General features: G+C 53.1%; 12 protein-coding genes and 1 pseudogene. 4 read left to right on the top strand and 9 right to left on the bottom strand.

Going from position 1 to position 18,574, the window contains the following annotated elements; genetic code table 11:
- Positions 1 to 83: 83 nt before the first annotated feature.
- The 3 genes from dxs to CFII64_RS04780 form a co-directional block, all read right to left on the bottom strand.
- Positions 84 to 1,979 (bottom strand): 1-deoxy-D-xylulose-5-phosphate synthase, encoded by a 1,896-nt coding sequence (gene dxs / locus CFII64_RS04790; protein ID WP_020289637.1) that lies wholly within the window; start codon positions 1,977 to 1,979, stop codon positions 84 to 86.
- Positions 1,980 to 2,138: 159 nt separating this feature from the next.
- Entirely contained in the window at positions 2,139 to 3,026 is an 888-nt protein-coding gene (locus tag CFII64_RS04785) for a polyprenyl synthetase family protein (protein WP_020289636.1), read from the bottom strand.
- Positions 3,023 to 3,265, bottom strand: a complete 243-nt coding sequence (locus tag CFII64_RS04780) for an exodeoxyribonuclease VII small subunit (RefSeq protein WP_020289635.1) — start codon at positions 3,263 to 3,265, stop codon at positions 3,023 to 3,025. The genes CFII64_RS04785 and CFII64_RS04780 overlap by 4 nt, the downstream gene beginning before the upstream one ends.
- 277 nt (positions 3,266 to 3,542) lie before the next feature.
- On the opposite strand from CFII64_RS04780, the gene CFII64_RS04775 reads away from it, so the two are divergent.
- Genes CFII64_RS04775 through CFII64_RS04765 form a run of 3 tightly spaced genes read left to right on the top strand, consistent with a single transcriptional unit; the run spans position 3,543 to position 5,269 of the window.
- Entirely contained in the window at positions 3,543 to 4,160 is a 618-nt protein-coding gene (locus tag CFII64_RS04775) for a cytochrome b/b6 domain-containing protein (RefSeq protein WP_044901168.1), read from the top strand.
- Positions 4,157 to 4,942, top strand: coding sequence for a molybdopterin-dependent oxidoreductase (locus tag CFII64_RS04770; protein WP_020289633.1), 786 nt, complete (start codon positions 4,157 to 4,159; stop codon positions 4,940 to 4,942). Before CFII64_RS04775 ends, CFII64_RS04770 begins: the two co-directional genes overlap by 4 nt.
- A 57-nt stretch (positions 4,943 to 4,999) precedes the next feature.
- Positions 5,000 to 5,269, top strand: coding sequence for a pentapeptide MXKDX repeat protein (locus CFII64_RS04765; protein WP_020289632.1), 270 nt, complete (start codon positions 5,000 to 5,002; stop codon positions 5,267 to 5,269).
- Between the two features lie 674 nt (positions 5,270 to 5,943).
- Here the strand turns inward: CFII64_RS04765 and CFII64_RS29000 are convergent.
- From CFII64_RS29000 to CFII64_RS04745, 4 genes are all read right to left on the bottom strand, one after another.
- A complete protein-coding gene (locus CFII64_RS29000; RefSeq protein WP_020289631.1) occupies positions 5,944 to 7,950 on the bottom strand; it encodes a type I restriction-modification system subunit M in 2,007 nt (668 codons plus the stop codon).
- A gap of 208 nt (positions 7,951 to 8,158) precedes the next feature.
- Complete coding sequence (locus CFII64_RS04755; RefSeq protein ID WP_020289630.1) at positions 8,159 to 11,422, bottom strand: type I restriction endonuclease subunit R; 3,264 nt, start codon at positions 11,420 to 11,422, stop codon at positions 8,159 to 8,161.
- Entirely contained in the window at positions 11,419 to 12,762 is a 1,344-nt protein-coding gene (locus CFII64_RS04750) for a restriction endonuclease subunit S (protein WP_020289629.1), read from the bottom strand. The genes CFII64_RS04755 and CFII64_RS04750 overlap by 4 nt, the downstream gene beginning before the upstream one ends.
- Positions 12,762 to 15,095, bottom strand: a complete 2,334-nt coding sequence (locus CFII64_RS04745) for a class I SAM-dependent DNA methyltransferase (protein ID WP_020289628.1) — start codon at positions 15,093 to 15,095, stop codon at positions 12,762 to 12,764. Before CFII64_RS04745 ends, CFII64_RS04750 begins: the two co-directional genes overlap by 1 nt.
- Before the next feature lie 1,095 nt (positions 15,096 to 16,190).
- Here CFII64_RS04745 and CFII64_RS04740 point away from each other — a divergent pair.
- Positions 16,191 to 16,637, top strand: a pseudogene (locus CFII64_RS04740) (integrase); the annotation flags it as partial.
- 98 nt (positions 16,638 to 16,735) lie between these two features.
- On the opposite strand, the gene CFII64_RS04735 reads toward CFII64_RS04740, so the two are convergent.
- Complete coding sequence (locus CFII64_RS04735; protein WP_020289626.1) at positions 16,736 to 17,053, bottom strand: hypothetical protein; 318 nt, start codon at positions 17,051 to 17,053, stop codon at positions 16,736 to 16,738.
- A gap of 230 nt (positions 17,054 to 17,283) precedes the next feature.
- Positions 17,284 to 18,489: a site-specific integrase gene (locus CFII64_RS04730; RefSeq protein ID WP_020289625.1), complete on the bottom strand. Its 1,206-nt coding sequence runs from the start codon at positions 18,487 to 18,489 to the stop codon at positions 17,284 to 17,286.
- Positions 18,490 to 18,574: the final 85 nt, after the last annotated feature.

Here is an 18,574-nt window from a genome sequence, read left to right as displayed (position 1 = left end):
GATATTGCTCCTCAGACCCAACGTCTTCCCGGACAAGTCCGGTCCTACCGAATCCATCTGCGGCGTGCGCCGCATGACGGATCTCAACCAATCAACACCAATCGCTCGTTGATCGCCGCTTCAATCCCCGCTTCATCCAACCCGCACTCGGCCAGCATTTGTGCAGGCTTGGCGTGTTCGACGTAAGCGTCCGGCAAGCCCAGGTGCAGCACGGATTTGAGGATGTTTTCCCGCGCCAGGAACTCGCTGACGGCTGCACCCGCGCCACCCATGACGGCGTTTTCCTCAAGGGTCACCAGCAACTCGTGATTGGCAGCGGCGTCGCGGATCAGCGCTTCATCGATGGGTTTGACGAAACGCATGTCGATCACGGTGGCGTCGATTTTCTCGGCAACTTTCAAGGCATCGGCCAGTTGCACGCCGAACACCAGGATCGCCACACCCTGGCCGGTGCGACGCACCACGGCCTTGCCGATTTCGACAGGCTCAAGGCTGCTGTCGATCACCGCGTTCGGGCCTGAGCCGCGCGGGTAGCGCACGGCGGCCGGGCCGTTGTGCAGGTACCCGGTGCTGAGCATCAGGCGCAACTCGTTCTCATCGCTCGGCGTCATCACCAGCATGCCGGGGATGCAACGCAGGTAGGACAAATCGAAACTGCCCGCGTGAGTCGGACCGTCTTCGCCCACCAGGCCGGCGCGGTCAATGGCGAACAGCACATCGAGGTTTTGCACCGCCACGTCATGGATCAGCTGATCGTAGCCGCGTTGCAAGAAGGTCGAGTAAATCGCCACCACCGGTTTGGCGCCTTCGCAGGCCATGCCCGCTGCCAGCGTTACCGCGTGTTGCTCGGCAATCGCGACGTCGAAGTAACGCTCCGGGAATTGCTCGCTGAACGCCACCAGATCCGAGCCTTCTTTCATCGCCGGAGTGATGCCGACCAGGCGCGAATCGGCCTGCGCCATGTCGCAGATCCACTGTCCGAATACACCCGAATACTTCGGGCCGCTGACCTTTTTTGGCGCGGCAACCGGGGCATTCAGGGGTTCGAGCTTGGTAATCGCGTGATAGCCAATCGGATCGGCTTCGGCAGGCGCGAAACCTTTACCTTTCTTGGTCACCACGTGCAGGAACTGCGGACCTTTGAGGTCACGCATGTTGCGCAGTGTGGCGATCAGGGTTGGCAGGTCATGGCCGTCGATAGGGCCGATGTAGTTCCAGCCCAGCTCTTCGAACAGCGTGCCGGGGACCAGCATGCCTTTGGCGTATTCTTCCGTGCGCCGGGCAATTTCCCAGGCGCCGGGCAGGCGCGACAGCACCTTTTTGCTGCCTTCGCGCATGCTGGCGTAAGTGCGGCTGGAAAGGATTTTCGCCAGATAATTCGACAGCCCGCCGACGTTGCGCGAGATCGACATGTCGTTGTCGTTGAGGATCACCAGCATGTCAGCGGCGACTTCAGGCGCGTGATTCAACGCCTCGAACGCCATGCCGGCGGTCAGCGCGCCATCACCGATAACGGCGATGGCCTTGGGCGAGCGGCCCTGCAAGCGGGCGGCAATCGCCATGCCCAGCGCGGCGCTGATGGAGGTGCTGGAGTGGCCGACGCCAAATGTGTCGTACTCGCTCTCGCTGCGACGCGGAAAGGCGGCAACGCCGTCCTTCTGGCGCAGGGTGGCCATGCGCTGGCGGCGACCGGTGAGGATCTTGTGCGGATACGCCTGATGGCCGACATCCCAGACCAGACGGTCATCGGGCGTATCGAACACGTAATGCAAGGCGATGGTCAGTTCGATGACACCGAGACCGGCACCGAAATGCCCGCCGGTCTGGCCAACGGAATAAAGAAGCTCCAGGCGCAGTTCATCGGCCAGGGCTTCCAGCTCGGCTTCACCCAGCCGACGCAAGCCGTCCGGCGTTTCAGCACGGTCGAGCAGCGGTGTGGCAGGGCGCTCGCGGGGAATCTCTTTGAACGTCGTGGGCATCAGGCGAATCGTTATTAGTAAAAGAGGCGGCAGTTTACCTGATGCATCGCATGCTGCCCATGAAGTGCGGCAGCGGATGCACAGACACAAAGATCAAACACAAGACTGTGACCTGACTAATGCGCGCCAGTTCGTCACGTTATGAGGGCTGATAGTCGTTTAGTTACGCCGCTCGACGATGTAACGGGCCAGATCGCGCAGCGGTTGCGCGGCCGCGTCGAAAGGTCGCAGGGCATCCAGTGCCTGATCGCGCAATTCCAGGGCGTAAGCCTTGGCGGCATCGAGGCCCAGCAAGGCGGGATAGGTCGGTTTATCCCGGGCAATATCCGCACCCTGGCGCTTGCCGAGGGTTGCGGTATCGCTTTCGACATCGAGGATGTCGTCCTGCACCTGAAAAGCCAGGCCGATGGCGCGAGCGTAGGTCTGCAACGCGTCAAGGCGGGGCTGATCCGCATGGCCGCTGGCCAATGCGCCCAACCTGACGCTGGCTTCAATCAGCGCGCCGGTCTTGTGCCGGTGCATGAACGCCAGCGCGGTCTGATCAAGCTTGATGCCCACCGAACCCAGATCAATGGCCTGACCACCGACCATGCCCGCCGGGCCTGCTGCGAGTGCCAAGGCACCGACCATTTGCATGCGGGTTTCTGCGCTTTGCGGTGTCAGGCGCTGATCGAACAGCGCGGTAAAGGCCAGGCTCTGCAAACCATCGCCGGCCAGAATCGCACAGGCTTCATCAAATGCTTTATGGGTGGTTGGCTGACCGCGACGAAGATCGTCATCGTCCATGGCCGGCAAATCGTCATGCACCAGCGAATACGCGTGGATCAACTCCACCGCACAGGCCGCGCCGTTGGCGTCTTCAGCCTTGCCACCGAGGGCTTCGCAAGCGGCATAGGCCAGCAACGGCCGCACGCGCTTGCCGCCGTTCATCACGCTGTAGCGCATGGCGTCGTAAAGCCGCGCCAGCTCGGGGCCAGGTGCAACAAACAGACTGTCGAGCGCCGCGTTGACGCGCAGCTGGCACTGGGCCTGATAGCTCGCAATCATTCGGGCTGTTCCGCATCGAAAGGCTCTTCGGCCAACTCACCGTCACGCTCCAGCAACACCTGAACTTTCTGCTCCGCCTGCGCCAAAGCGCCCTGGCAGTCGCGAGTCAGGCGAATCCCCTGTTCGAACGCGGTCAACGAATCTTCCAGCGACAGCTCGCCATTCTCCAGACGCTCTACCAGCGTTTGCAGATCAGCGAGGGATTGTTCGAAATCCAGTGCAGCTTTCTTGCGGGCCATGAGCGCTATTCCGGTAGAGGTTAAACCGCCGCGACACTAGCAGAGCGAGGGCTTTGGGGCAAATGGGATGGGGTCGCGGCGGGCAAACGGCGCTGTAAATCCGGGAAATTGGCGGGCTTTGCGGCCTTTAATCCACCCCGTTCGCACCACATGAAATTCGACTTTTGTGAACGCAGCCAGGCGCGAGTTATCACGATTAATTTAACTTTGCGTGAGGATTTGGAGATATTCCGCCGCCCATACTCGCAACCAATGAGTCACGAGCGGGAAGCCGAACATGTCGCAGCCATCTGCTTCACCCAGGGCCAGCCATCCACGTTGGTTAAGGTTTACCCATTGGCTCAACGCCTTGGCGGTGTTGTTGATGGTCACCAGTGGCTGGCGTATTTACAACGCCGCGCCGATCTACGCATTCAGTTTTCCCAAGTCGATCACCCTCGGCGGCTGGCTTGGCGGCGCGTTGCAATGGCATTTCGCGGCAATGTGGTTTCTGGCGATCAACGGCCTTATCTACCTGGCCTTCAATCTGTTCAGTGGACGCCTGAAGCGGCGTTTCTTCCCGGTGTCGCCCAAAGGTGTGCTGCATGATTTATGGGCAGCCCTGAGAGGAAAGCTTGGGCACGCCGACCTTGGTCATTACAACCAGGTGCAACGGGCGGCATACCTGTTCGTGATGCTCGACATCACGCTATTGGTACTGTCCGGGCTGGTGTTGTGGAAGTCGGTGCAGTTTCCATTGTTGCGTGAATTGCTGTGGGGATACGAAGGGGCGCGCCGTGTGCACTTCTTCGCCATGGCGCTGTTGGTGGCCTTCGTGATGATGCATCTGGTGATGGTCGCGCTGGTTCCGAAAACGCTGCTGGCCATGATCGGCATTCGCAAGGAGCGCGTATGAAAAAGCGTAGCCAGATACCTGGGCTGGACGAGACGTCGATCCTGATCGACGCTCGCAAGATCCTTGCCCCGCAGATCGAAGACCGCTCGCGCCGCTCGTTTTTGCTGCGTGGTCTGACCCTTGGCAGTGTGGCGATGTTGTCCGGTTGTGATATCACCGACAACCAAAGTGTCGACGCCGCGTTGTCGTCCATGTCGCGTTTGAATGACCGGGTGCAAGGCTGGTTGTTCAATCCCGGCGCGATGGCACCGACTTATCCCGAATCGATGATTACCCGGCCATTTCCGTTCAATGCTTTTTACGGCATCGACGACGCGCCGACGGTTGAAGAGGAAAGCTTTCGCCTGGAAGTCACCGGGCTGGTCGCCGACAAGCGCACCTGGCGCCTCGAAGAACTGCGAGCCATGGCCCAGACCGAACAGATCACCCGTCACATTTGCGTCGAAGGCTGGAGTGCGATCGGGCGTTGGGGTGGCGTGCGCTTCAGCGACTTTCTGAGGCGAATCGGAGCCGACACCGATGCCAAATATGTCGGTTTTAAATGCGCCGACGATTACTACACCAGCATCGACATGGCCACCGCATTGCACTCGCAGACTCTGCTGGCGCTGACCTATGACGGCGCGGTGCTGCCGCGCGAATACGGTTTCCCGATGAAGCTGCGCATGCCCACCAAACTCGGCTACAAAAATCCGAAACACATCCAGGCGATTTTCGTCAGCAACACCTACAGCGGCGGCTACTGGGAAGACCAGGGCTACAACTGGTTCGGTGGCAGCTGACGAGCGCCGGGTCATTTCACACGTCCATCACCCACCCACGCTCCAAGGAGTATCACCATGAAAAAGTTGACCACCGTTGTTCTGTCCCTGTGCCTGGCCGTTGGTGCCGCCAGCGTTTTTGCTGCTGACACTATGAGCAACGACAGCATGAGCAAAGACTCGATGTCCAAAGACGGCATGTCCAAGGACGCGATGAAGAAAGACTCGATGAAGAAGAACGATTCGATGTCCAAAGACAGTATGTCTAAAGACAACATGTCCAAAGATGCGATGAAGAAAGATGCGACGTCTAAAGATGCAATGAAAAAAGGTGAAATGTCGCAGTAATTGCTGTCATCGCCGTCCATGCGGGATCGCGCCTGAACTGATCAAGCAAGCCAGGCAATACTCAGGCGCACCCCAGCTTGGCTCTGACGTGAAGTCAGGCATCGGTATTGGATACATGCCCCTCTTGAGCTCTCACCGCAAATAACCGGTCGGCTATCTGTGTCAAGTTTGTGATGGGCAGGTTATATCCCCACTTTCCTCCAGGCATTAAAAAGCCGGCTTGTGGTTGGCTTTTTATCTACGTAGGTATATGAAAATAAACAAGTTAGTATTTTTAATAAGTTCTCGGTTCCCCCACTTGTTCCCCCACTTTTTGCAATTTTTTCCAGCAAAAACTGGCTTTTTTGGAGCTTTTTGCTCGTTGGTTTCCCTCAGTTTGCACTGATTGGCCGGCGGAAAAACTTTTCCCTTGAATTTATTTCGCAAGTTCTCTATTACAGTAGGGAGGTCAGATGCTAGATAGGCATTTTGTAGTTGATTTCTCATGACCCGAATCCAAGGTCAGCTTAGCTGGTTCAACGACGGGGTCGCGGCCAATTTGGTCAGTAGCCTGCAGGCCAGGTTACCCTCAGCTTCGACCCTCACTCGCTGTTGAAACACGGTCTAATGGCGGAATTGTCAGCAGTCGTAATAGCTGTAACCTCATGCTCCATCAGCAAACTTCACTAAACTTCCTACTGTTCATCGTTCTGACAGTTGAGCCACTTTATGTGAGCACTAGTTCCATCCAGCCCTGGGTAAATGGTCGCCCGATGAATCCCGTAACGATAGAGTTGTTGTTTTAGCTTTTTTCTTATTGCATTCGGAATAACGATTTTATGAATTTGTTCGGATGTAAAGCCTTGTGTGACGTTTTGATGGACAGTAAATAGTCCGCTTTGTGCAATTATTCTAGGTGTCAAGTGGGCAGGTGTATAGCGAAGGACCGGTTGGTCGCTCGGAAAAAGCAACGGGTTCTGATACTCGCTCAGCGCTAAATCAACTGGTGGCTGATTATCTACATAAATGTATACCGCTGAGTCAGACTTGCAGTCTTCTTCAACTGAAAAGTATAGGGCAATTAGTGGGTTGGTTGTCCAGTCTAGGAGTCGCGTTGGCAAACCATGATGTTGGGCTAGTGCTAACCATTCCCAGTCATTTCGCGGTGTAAAATTTAAATGAGGTAGGGCCTGCTCCTTGAATTGTTTGAATATGGCTTCCTCGGACTCTTCGATTTTTGTACTGTCTATTGGTAAGCGGCCTATGGAAGGGGTTATTTCAAATCTAGAGTCTTTTACGCCACGGAATACTATATTTTTGCCTTGGTGTTTCTCAATTAAATTGTGGAATTCAACAAAGCTGTGAATGGTTTCTTTTCGATATTCGTCAATATATAGTTGTAAATTAAGATTGAAGTTATTTTTGCGAATTTTTTCAATTGAAACTACTTCAGAATACAGTTCGACGCTCTTGCGCTCAGAAACGGCGGCTAAGATTTTGTCTAGGTCTTGTTCGCGAAGATAGTTATGCCAGCGCTCTTTTCCGTACTCATCGCTAGCATCGATAAATAATATGTTGTCGAGGTGCTTGCGTTGCTTCTTGAAGACTAGAATGCAAGCGGGAATGGCAGTGCCATAGAATAGGTTTGGTGGAATGCCTATGATCGCATCAAGGCAATTCAGTTCTTGGATTAGATGTTTTCGGATGCGTTGTTCAATGTTTCCGCGGAATAGCACACCATGAGGCAGAGCGACGACCATTACGCCTTCGTTGTCCAGCTGGTGCAGCATATGCTGAACAAACCCAAGGTCAGCCTTCGAGCGAGTTGGCTCGGGACCATAAGTGCTAATTAGATTTCTGCTGCTGTATGAGTGGTCTGGATTCCAGCTTGCACCAAATGGAGGGACGGAAACTACTACGTCAAAGCGTTTGTTTATATGCTTAGGATCTTCCAGTGTGTTGCCGAGCTGAAGATTAACGCGGCTAAGGTCCTTGCCGTGCATTATCATGTTCATGCGCGCTAGGATAAGAGTGGTTGTATTTATGTCTTGTCCGGCCAATTCGTGGAGAACAAGCTTTTGATTTGCGACTGCTAAAAGCAAACCTGCCGAACCGCATGCAGGGTCGTAAACATTAATGACTTCATTTTTATCTTGTGTCGCTAGCTTTGCTATCAGTGTTGCGACTGATGTAGGGGTTACATATTCACCGCCTCTCTTGCCGTTACTTCGTGCAAGAAATTCTAGTGCTCTTGTAAATATTTCCCCCATCTGCTCGTTGGATGCTTGAGTCATTCCAAGTGGAATGCAGTCGAAAGCATTAAGTACCTCCCGAAAATTTCTGTCATCGATTGAATGGTGGCTGTATTCGTTGATTAATATACCCTGTAGTTCAGGATTTTCACTTTCAATCGAGGCGAAGATTTTTTCTAAAGTTCGATTTAGGTCGAAGCTTTCACTAATTAAATCGTGCCAGGAACACCCTTTTGGAATGCGGAAAGAATTTGATCTTATGATTGTTTCCAAAATGTGGGGCGAGGACTTCTCGGAAAATACATCGGAAATCCTTTTGAATAAAAGTATTGGAAGTAGAATGCTTGTAAATCTATCGGAAAACACGGTTCCGCGTAATACGTCTATCCCGCGCTGTAAAGATTTTATGGTCTTTGATAGTAATTCAGAAAAATGCTCTTCGTCTGGCATAGGTTGATTCCTAATAAAATATTAGAGTTCAGCCCTGTCGGGCTTTGCTCAAATTAGTATTTTTGCTGTGCTTATAGTTTGTCGGTTGCTCAATTTGCGTCTAGAAAAGTAGGATAGACAATAAATTCTACGGCCGATGTAGTAAGTTTTCATGTCAAAGTGTTGCGCCACTTTTTTGTAGTCTTTGGTGGAGTAGTGGGACGTTTGATCATTGATCTGCCAGCTTAAGTAAATCGAAAACCACTCTGGCAAATTTACTGGCCTTAGCGGGATCGGATAGCAGCTGCATCATCTGGTTCTGGTGGGCATCGCCACTGTCCATAATCGCGTCATCAACTGCATTGGCGAAGTTGCCAAGCAATGCTTGTTCGGGACTATTGTTTGCCAGTTGTTGCATAACCAATTGGTTTTCACTGACCTTGTCACGGATGGTGTAGGCGTAATTGACCATGTCTTTTTCAGTCAATTGGTCCGTCACAAACAGCTCGTTGAGTCGTTCCAATATCTGCGAAAGCAGTTCTTCTTTTTTGTCTTTCGCTGCCGCTGATCCGAGTCCCTCACCTGGCACGAGCTTATAGTCGGGCGAGTCTTCTTTCAGCTTCAGGTCTTGCTGGCGTATTTTCGAAACGCGGTAATGGCTGAGCACGACACCAGTGAGGTCAATATCATCCTCATCCACAGCGGCTTCACGCAGCATTGGGCTTAAATTGCGTGCGTACAGACTGAGCTTTTCCAGCTGCTTATCATCGTAATCGACGATTTGCGACATGAACTCATAGAAGCGCACAAAGGTGCCCAAATCCTTTTTGAAGACGTCCAGAGCGTCCTTGGCTTGCTTGCATTCCTTCAGGTCATTTTCAGCATTGGCGATCAACACTGCATCCTGAGTCTTTTTGATTCGCTCAAATATGTCTTTCGAGTGTGCATAGGCGTCAACGGCCAACTTGTAGCGTTTCGTCCAGCGCTCGACCGCAGGCTTGCAAATGTTGGCAATCGCCGCATTGCTTTTGTTTTTGATAAAAAAGGCCACGGAGAACTGGTCAACCTCGCTGGACTTGTAAATGCCCGCCGCGTTGAGCTTCTCAAACAAATCGAAGATCAGGTCTGGATCGGAAACATCTGCCAACTCTGCCGTCTGAAAGTACGGCTGGAACGAGTCGAGAATGTCTTGCGGCTCGTTGAAGAAGTCCAGGATGAACGTGCCAACGTCTGCCTTGCCGGGATACGTACGGTTCAAGCGCGACAGGGTTTGCACGCATTCGACGCCGCCGAGTTTTTTGTCCACGTACATGGCGCAGAGCTTGGGTTGGTCAAAGCCGGTCTGAAATTTGTTGGCAACAATCATCACCTGATAATCATCGCTATCAAAGGCTTTGCGCATGTCGCGGCCTTTGAGGTTGGGGTTCATATTGCTCTCGGTGTATTTGTTACCGAGTAGCGCGACCGCGTTTGGATCTTTGTTGGTGAATTCCACCTCACCAGAGAATGCCACCATTGCATGGATTTTTTGGTAGCCCTTATCGACGATGTATTTGTCGAAACACAGCTTGTAGCGCACGGCCTCTTTGCGCGAGCTGGTGACCACCATGGCTTTGGCTTGGCCGCCCAACAGGCCCATCACGTTGTTGCGAAAGTGCTCAAGAATCACCTGCACCTTTTGCGCGATGTTGTATTCGTGCAGGCGCACCCACTGGTTGAGCTTGACCTTGGCCTTCTTGCTTTCGACTTCCTGATCAGCCTTGTCGATTTTTTGCGCTAGGTTGTAAGCCACTTTGTAGTTGGTGTAATTCTTCAGCACATCGAGAATAAAGCCCTCTTCAATAGCCTGACGCATGCTGTATACGTGGTAGGCCGCGGGCTTATTAGTTTTAGAGGGCTGCTCCGTGGGCTTAGGCAAACGGCCAAACAGCTCCAGCGTCTTGGTTTTCGGCGTAGCGGTGAAGGCAAAGTAACTGAGGTTTTTCGACACGCGGCGTGAAGCCACGGCGGCATCGAGAATGTCCTCGGTGCTAAGTTCGTCCTCACCATCAGCCTTCGCCTCAATCATCAGCACTTCTTTCAGCTGCCGCGCTGTAGAGCCGGTTTGCGAGGAGTGGGCTTCGTCGGCAATGATCGCGTAGCTGCGTTCTTTTAGGCTCACGCTATTCTCGATGGCACGCAGCACGTAAGGGAAGGTCTGAATAGTGACAATAATAATTGGCTGAGAGTTCTCCAGCGCCGCCGCCAGCTTCTCTGATTTCGAGCCGTCGCCTTCCTGATTATTGATGCGGCCAACCGCGCCGTCGACGTGTTCAAACTGGTTGATGGTGTCTTGCAGCTGATCATCCAGCACGGTGCGATCCGTCACCACAATCACTGAGTTGAATTGCTTGTAGCCCTGCGCGTCGTAAAGTGCCGACAGCTGATGCGCGATCCAGGCAATCGAGTTGGACTTGCCGGAACCGGCGCTGTGCTGGATTAGGTATTTATGGCCGGGGCCTTCGGTGCGGGCCGCCGTGACCAGTTTATTCACCACATCCCACTGATGGTAACGCGGAAAAATCAGGCTTTCTTTTTTGTATTTACGACCTTCCCAATCTTCTTTCTCTTCAATTTGCAGATGCACAAAGTGCCCGAGAATCGACAGCAGATTGCCGGGCAGCAGCACCTCGTTCCAAAGATAATCGGTGGCGTACTGGTTGATGTCTGCTGGCACATCGTTACCGGCCCCGCCGACCGAGGTGCCCTTGTTGAATGGCAGGAAGAAGGTCTCCGCGCCTTCCAGCCGCGTGGCCATATAGACCTCGTACTGGCTCACGGCAAAATGCACCAGTGCACCACGCTTGAAGGTCAGCAGTGGCTCGGGCTTCTTGGTCACCGGGTCGGTGGCAAAACGCGTGGTTTTATACTGCTTAATTGCTTTTTGCACAGCCTGCTTGAATTCTGATTTCAGCTCCAGCGTGGCCACCGGTAAGCCATTGACGAACAACACCAGATCAATACGCCAGGCTTGGGATTTGCTGCCCGTTTGTTGAAAGTGCTCCTGAGTGGCCCAGGGTGAATACACAAGCTCAGGCACGACGCGGCAGCGGTTCTTGGCATAACGTGCCAATGTATCGGGGTTTAGCCCGTGTTCTGGTTTGAACTGGCACAGGCTGAAGCGGGTGCCGCGGTGACGCAGTTCATGGCGCAACACGCCCAGCGTGCCGAACGTGCGCATGTCTTTGCTGGCGGCGTTGACGTCGGTTTTATTCAATTGGCTGGCGACCCGCTCGAGAAAGTGCTTCTCGGGGTGGCTTGGGTACAGCGCGCAGAACTTCTGCCATTGCTCAGGCTGGGTGTCTTGCACGAACGCCAGCAAATCTTCAGGGTACAAGGCCAACTCTCGGTTGTAGTGTTCAGCCTGTCCTAACAGCCAGCCACTGGCGACTAGGTGCTTGAGCATGTCGTTCTGAAACGTCAATTCGTTGGCCTTCCCAACCAGTGTACTCATGCAGCTACTTCCTTGTTGGATTGTGTTTCCTCTGGTGCAACCCAGTTTCTAACATCAATTTTGCCGGTGACGGCGGCGGAGATCAGGGCTGCACGACGTTCTTTCAGAAGTAAAAGAGAGTGCTCGCTTTTATTTATTAGCTGATCAAATATAGGGTTTTTTTTCTCAATTAATTTAATTATTTTTTCGCATTCTTCACGAGGAGGTAATGGAGTGCGTAGATTGGCAATGGTTCCCAAGCCTAACGTTTGCTGAGTTCCAAATGTCCAAGAGAGTTGTATTGCATCGCGAACGCTAGATGACTGAAGTAAATAGAAAATAAACTTTGATGGTATGTCCGCTCTGGTTCTAATTGTGGCCAAAGGAACCCAGATGTTAAACGCCTCATCTGTCTCTACCATTGCCACTGTGCCTGTAGTTGCTCCTAGCTTTACCATTAAAATATCGCCCCTTTGGGGGGCGTATCGCTTGGAGTACAACTGATGGTCTTCTTTTGATATGTATCCCCATTTTTTTTCGAAATTTATAAATCCAGCTGATATTGCCTCGGCAGAAATAAATGGTATTCCATCTTCTTGACGGGTTGGAGATGTATGGGGGCCATCAATTATAGGGGCTGATACTAAGTGTTTCAAAGAAACAACATCCCAATCCACCGGTATTTTTCCCAACCAATCAACTCCCGAATCGCGCATCTCGGCATTGGGGTTCGAGCCTTTGGTGACGGCATGGTTAATCACAGCCTGACGTTTTTCTTTCAGCAGTAGGATGAGCTGTTGTTGTTTTACAATCAGGGTATCGATTTTAGCGATTTCGTGATCAAGAAATCTGGAGATGTTAAATTGTTCAGAAAGTGAAGGATTGTAAAAGGAAACGTTTTCTACTTGCTCTGCGCTAACAGCCTCGAATGTACTGCCTGTTGAAACAGCATCCAGTTCAGATCTGATAATGGGAATAAGCCACCACAAAAAACTATTAAGAAGATTCCTCGCGCCCTCAATAGCGCACAAGCCACGACCAATCCCATATATTTGGTCAGCGACATTCAACGCCCCCACAGGAGCACGAACAGAAAACAACAACTGTCCTGTATGGGCAATTTTTCTTGGGGTTTCACAGTATTGCTTAGGAGAGGGATTTATAAGCCCAAACTCAGCATTGCCTTGAAGGAAAGGTAAGCCGATGCCATCCTGATTACAGTCTTCAGAACTTGGCGATTGCCCCATGTTTACTGTTGCTTCGAATTTAAGACGCGTCAGAGTCCAACTCTTCGGTACACTTCCAAACCAATCAATCCCTGAATCTATATATTCAGTATACGGCTTATATTGCAATACCATTATGAGTGCACCTCTTGCAGCAACTCCATAATTTCGGCGGATACAGAATCCAGATCGGCATCAATTTCGAGCAAACCTCGCGGAGGTTGATACTGATAGAAATGCCGGCTAAAGGGAATTTCATAACCGACTATGCCGACTTGCTGATCCTTCGCGTCTTTCTTGCCGGCATCTATCCAGGCATCCGATACGTGCGGCTGTACTTCTTTCAGGAAGTAGGCTTCATTAACGGCGTTAACGCTCTGGCTCGGATCGAGCGCGACGTTCTCGTTGTCGCGCAGTTCACTGTCGGCTTGGTATTCCACCACCTTGCCGTCGACTGCAAACAAGCCGTACAGTGGATTAGCTTTGGTGTTATGAAGTTTCCTGATGACCTTGGCGGCGCCGGGGTTCTTCCAACTCATGGCATCAGCAATCTGTTTTTTGTCTTTGGCGTCCAGGGTAATGCCTTGTTGCTTGCTGGCAATTTTGAGGGCGTCGTCAAAGATGTTGAAGTCGTCATGCTGGGCGGTGCCAATGCTGGCCTGCAGTTGTTGCGCCTTGAGCAGCAGCCGCTTTTGATCCATCCAGGTTGTTCTGCTTAGCAGGTCTTTGATGTGCTTCTCTTTCAAATCGGCGTAGTGCAGCTTGCAGTAGCGGCGAATGGCGTCTTCATGGGCGCTTAGGTCCCCGTAACGCTTGCAATTGTCGCCGTCGCTCCAGGTTTCGTCTTCTACTGCGCTGAATTCTTGGTAGACCCAACGCATAGCGCTGTTTAGGGCGCCGGGGGCGAAGCGACAGGTAGCCACTCGCTCGTCATTGAACTGGTAAGACAGGCGCAACGGACGCTCAATGCTGATGCGGCGATAGCCGAACTCATAGCTGTTGAAGATCTTGCTGGCGAAGGTCTTGGCAGTCCCGGCTTTCGGGTTCGCAGCTAGGCGGCCGCGATTGCTTTTTTGTGCGGCTTGTTTATCCAGCTCGTAGGCATCGACGGCGGCAAAGCTGCCGAAGGTACGGATCACCGTGGCGATATCGCTTTCGTCCATTTCATTGCGCTTGGAACCGAGGGATTTGCGCATTTTTCCGTAAAGGTTCACGCCATTGATCAGCTGTACCTTGCCCTTACGCTCCTGGGCTTTCTTGTTCGACAGAACCCAGACATAGGTCGAAATGCCTGTGTTGTAGAACATGTCGGTGGGCAGCGCGACGATGGCTTCGAGCAAATCGGCTTCGAGAATGTAGCGGCGGATTTCCGATTCGCCAGAGCCGGCGCCACCGGTAAACAACGGCGAGCCATTGAGGATGATGCCAATCCGCCCGCCACCTTGAGAACCGTCGCGTAGCTTGCTGAGCAGGTGCATTAGGAACAACAAGGAGCCATCGCTGACCCGTGGCAAACCTGCGCCAAAACGGCCACTGAAACCTTTTTGCATGTGCTCGTCACTGATCTCTTGCTCAATTTTTTTCCAATCCACGCCAAAGGGCGGGTTGGAGAGCATGTAGTCAAATTCAGTGGCGTATAGCTGGTCGTTCGACAACGTGTTGCCGAGCTTGATGTTACTGATGTCCTGCCCTTTGATCAGCATGTCAGCTTTGCAGATGGCATAACTCTCGGGGTTGAGCTCTTGACCATAGGCACGCATCACCGCGTGTGGGTTGAGTTCATGCACGTATTCCATGCCCGATGAGAGAAAGCCGCCGGTGCCCGCCGTTGGGTCGTAAATGGTGCGAATGATACCGGGCTTAGTCAACGCATCATCGTCCTCCATAAACACAAGGGAGGTGGTGAGGCGCACGATATCGCGTGGAGTAAAGTGCTCCCCGGCGGTTTCATTCGAGCTTTCCGCAAAACGACGGATCAGTTCTTCAAACACGAGCCCCATGTCGTGGTTGGAGACCGCAGCGGGGCTTAGGTCAGTCTTACGAATCCGTAGCACGATCTTGTAGAGCAGATTGGCATCGTTAAGCTGACCGATGAATTCGCTAAATTTGAAGTGTTCGAAAATTTCGCGGGCGTCCTTGGAGAAGCCCAGCAGATAGGATTCGAGGTTGGCTTTGATGCCCGCTTCACCGAGTTTGGAGAGATCCATTTTTGAGGTGTTGAAAAACGAAAGCCCACCGCTAGCTCTTAGCAGCAGTTTTTCTTGGGCTTCTTCGGAGTGATTGAGTAGCAGGAGTTTTTCATGCTGAATCAGCACCGCTGCCTTGGTCGGCTCCAACACACACTCCAGGCGACGCAGCAAGGTAAATGGCAGAATGATCCGACCGTACTGGCTTTGCTTGAAATCCCCACGGAGTAAATCGGCCAATGACCAGATGAAAGCGGCCAGATTGTTGGAGGCTTGCGACATTTTCTGAAGTCCTTGTATTGCTCGGAAGCTGCTGAACCACTTCGCAGCTCGGTGATGAATATAACTGGGGCGCATTATGCTGCAACGACAGCGAGCGGTGATGGCCTGCGTTGGATATTTCCTCTCATTAGGTCATGGGGGCGGGGAGGTGACGATCACCGCCCAAAAAATAGCCGTGGCGCATCCAAACGTGGGAAAGCCTGTGAGATCACCGTTGTCCGCTCTTCCACGCGGGTCCACCCAAGCGGGGCTGCAAAGCCGCCCAGCTTGGATGGACCTCAATTAAAGAATCTAAAGCACGCGCAACGGTCTGTGGAAAACCACTGATTTCCACTGGTGGATAATTTCATCCACAGCCGCAGAATCCCCGAAAATTCGAGCCTTGACCCGAATTATCCATAGGCGTAGAAAAGATCAGGCACGTGCTGTCGTTGACAGCAACCCAGGTAGCCAGAACCTTTAAGGCTACGCCACACCGTGGTGGTTCTCCCAAAGTGCGATTAGCGTCCGGCGGCTCGCACGGTCACTCACCGAGTGATGGATGCCTACTTCAGATCATTGCCATTGCGGCAAATACATCCCCCAGCTGCCCTGCAGCAACCTATCCGCTTGTCCATTTCACTGTGCCAACCTGCGCCCGTCTCTTTCTTCCGGAAAGAGACGGGCGCTCCTACCGCTGCTGCAGCCCAACTCGTACAAGGCGTTGCGGCATTCCTCCTCGTGACAATCGGCGTGACAAACACCGAAGTCACCAGCAACAGCGATGCAGATGATGGTGCCCCAGCCCAGGGAATGGACTGCACCTGACTGACAGTCAGGCATGCCCCGGTCATCGCATCACTGCCTTCACCCGACTCAGGATCTCGCGGCGCCGGTTTCGTCAGCCAGCGCAGCCTCTACCCGCCCACCGGTATCGGTGTTCAGGAGGCCAGATCATGAGATGCCCATGCTCCCGGTCGTAAAGAGCCGTCAGTCCCGCGTTAGTGGACAACCCTCACAGGTCGCAGGGGCCTTGATCCCTGATAACACTCAACATTTTTGGCGGGATGACGTGGGGAAAGTTTTAAAAGTTGTGGCTTCGAGAGGAGTTTGATCATGGCATTGGTAGGTAGGCGGGATGGGCGCAATTTTGGCTATGGTCGGCAACTGAGCTATGCCGGGCCGCAGGCATTGCGCGATCTATTTGGCGGCGGGCATTACGGCACGGTCAAAGCACACAGTGATTGCTGGCAGGCGTTTGTACGCTGGTGTCGGTCGGAGGAAGGGCCGGGGTTTAACGATGCTCGGTTAATTGATCGGCAGGCGTTACTGGATTACGCCGGCCATCTCCGAAACCAAGTTGAACAAGGTTCCTTGGCCATCGCGACCGCACAAAACCGGCTATCCAGCGTAAACCGAACCCTCGCCGCGCTTCGCGGTGATCAGTCTGTGAAGGTGTCGAGTCTGAGCAAGGCTTTAGGACTGCAGCGCACAATCGTCCGCACAGCATCCCCGCAAGGCCAGGATCGTGAACAGGTTAAGCGGATCGTCGAGGTGCTCTGCGGCTTACGCTGTTTTTCGGAGTCACGCTGAAGCGTTGGTCCATACCATCTAAATCCCCCAGATCAAAAAATGAACTGAGGGAATTCAGCATATTGGTATTAACGGGGATAGTCCTTCGACAAGGCTGCGTAATTAGCATGAATCCAAGCTTGAACTTTAGCGCGTCCCTGCGTTGTACCCGGAAGCTTTTCATGAATCATCCATTCCACGATCAGGAGGCTTTTGAGCGTGTTGTTGTTATCTTTCCAGCCAATTGAGTTGATCATGTCGACCACCTCATATTTTTCTTTTCTGCTGAAACGGTCAGCATCTTCGACAGTCTTTTTTGGATCGTCCCCTTTCACAGCCGTTTCGCTATAGTCGGTGTAGTAGAGATTGCTGGGTTTGATCTTGATTAGCGTGTTTGAGGTGGTCATTTGCAATGCGCCGAGGTATGCCCGCGAATTGGGGTAGTATTGAACTGATGGCACTGGATCCAATTTTCAAGTGGGCTGACGCTTGGGCTTGTTACAAAATGCTTCGGTGACTGCATTGTTTATCGCGCGCAGCGTGCATTTACGATTGCCGTCACGCACTGTCTACCCTCATCCAATCTACGTTATGCAGCAGTCCACAATCCTGCTCACTCTGAGCCTTCTGGCCTGCATTAAGTCTTCTCGGAGGTGGCGTACCGCGCCCACAGCTCCATCAGCTCACGACGCTTATCGAAAAAGTCAGAACGGGAATACGCGCTTTCGGTCTCCCCGCGCTCATCATGAGCCAGCGCTAGTTCACAAATTTCTCTGGGAATGCTGGTCTGCTCGCCTGCCCAGTCGCGGAAGGTTGAACGAAACCCGTGGCGAGTGATGCTTTCATAGCCGAGCCCATGCAGGAGGTTACGAATCCCGTTGGCATGCATCACGCCGCTGCGGCCGCGCCCCGGAAACACGTAAGGGCTCTCGCGGGCGAACTTGGGAAGACCCTTCAACATTGAGATGACCTCGGGTGCGAGCGGGATCGCGAAAGCCTGGCGCGTTTTCATTCGTTCGTCGGGTAAAGACCAGCGACCAGTCTCAAGGTCGAATTCGTCCCAGCGTGCGAATCGGACCATATGCGAACGGGCGCCAGTTAGGATCAACAATTGAGCCGCGACTGAAACGTGGCTGGGATCCTTGTGCAATATATCCATAAGCTTCGGTAGGTCCTGCCATTTCAATGCAGGATGGTGCTGGCGTTTGCGAGCTTTTTTCTTCTCGTGGCGACTGAGCAGATTTTCCAGATGACCGCGCCAGCGAGCCGGATTCTCGCCTGTCCGAAGGCCTCGGGCTTTAGCAGCATCGAGGATCTGTTCGATTTGCCCACGTACTTCGTCAGCCGTCCGCGTTTTGCTTGACCATAGTGGCTGAAGTACCTTGATCAGATGCTTGGTCTCGACCTGGTCAGCTGACAGCCTCCCTATAGTAGGAAAAGCATAGAGCTCGAGTTTCCTCAGCCAGCCCTTGCGCCATTTTTCCGACCAGCTTGATCCATGGGCGTCTCGGTAGTCAGCGGCGAGCTTCTCGAAGGTAATCAGCTGCGCCAGCTCCCGGCGTGCGGCCTCCCGCTGAGCGGCTTGTTCAGCCTGTCGTTTCGCGAGTGGGTCAGTGCCATTGAGAATCTGGACTTTATTTTCATAGGCGGCTGCGCGGGCTTTTTTCAGGTCGAGCTGAGGGTAGCTCCCCAGACCCATCTCCCTGCGTTTGCCGTTCAATTGAAAGCGGAGTACCCAGGTTTTTCGTCCTGAGGGTTTCACCAAAAGTCGAAGCCCTTCACCGTCTTCGTATGTCCCAGCCTCAACCAAATTTTTGATTTGATTGGCGGTCAGTTTGCCCATTTTTTCGCCCTCTGTTCCCCCACTTGTTCCCCCACTTACGCGTGGAACGCCTCGGATCAAAACGGAAGTCACAGGAACAAAAATA

The sequence above is a fragment of the Pseudomonas sp. CFII64 genome, assembly GCF_000416235.1.
Taxonomy (GTDB): domain Bacteria; phylum Pseudomonadota; class Gammaproteobacteria; order Pseudomonadales; family Pseudomonadaceae; genus Aquipseudomonas.
The sequence above is the reverse complement of the archived record's forward strand: the minus strand, read 5'-3'. Positions and strand labels throughout refer to the sequence as shown.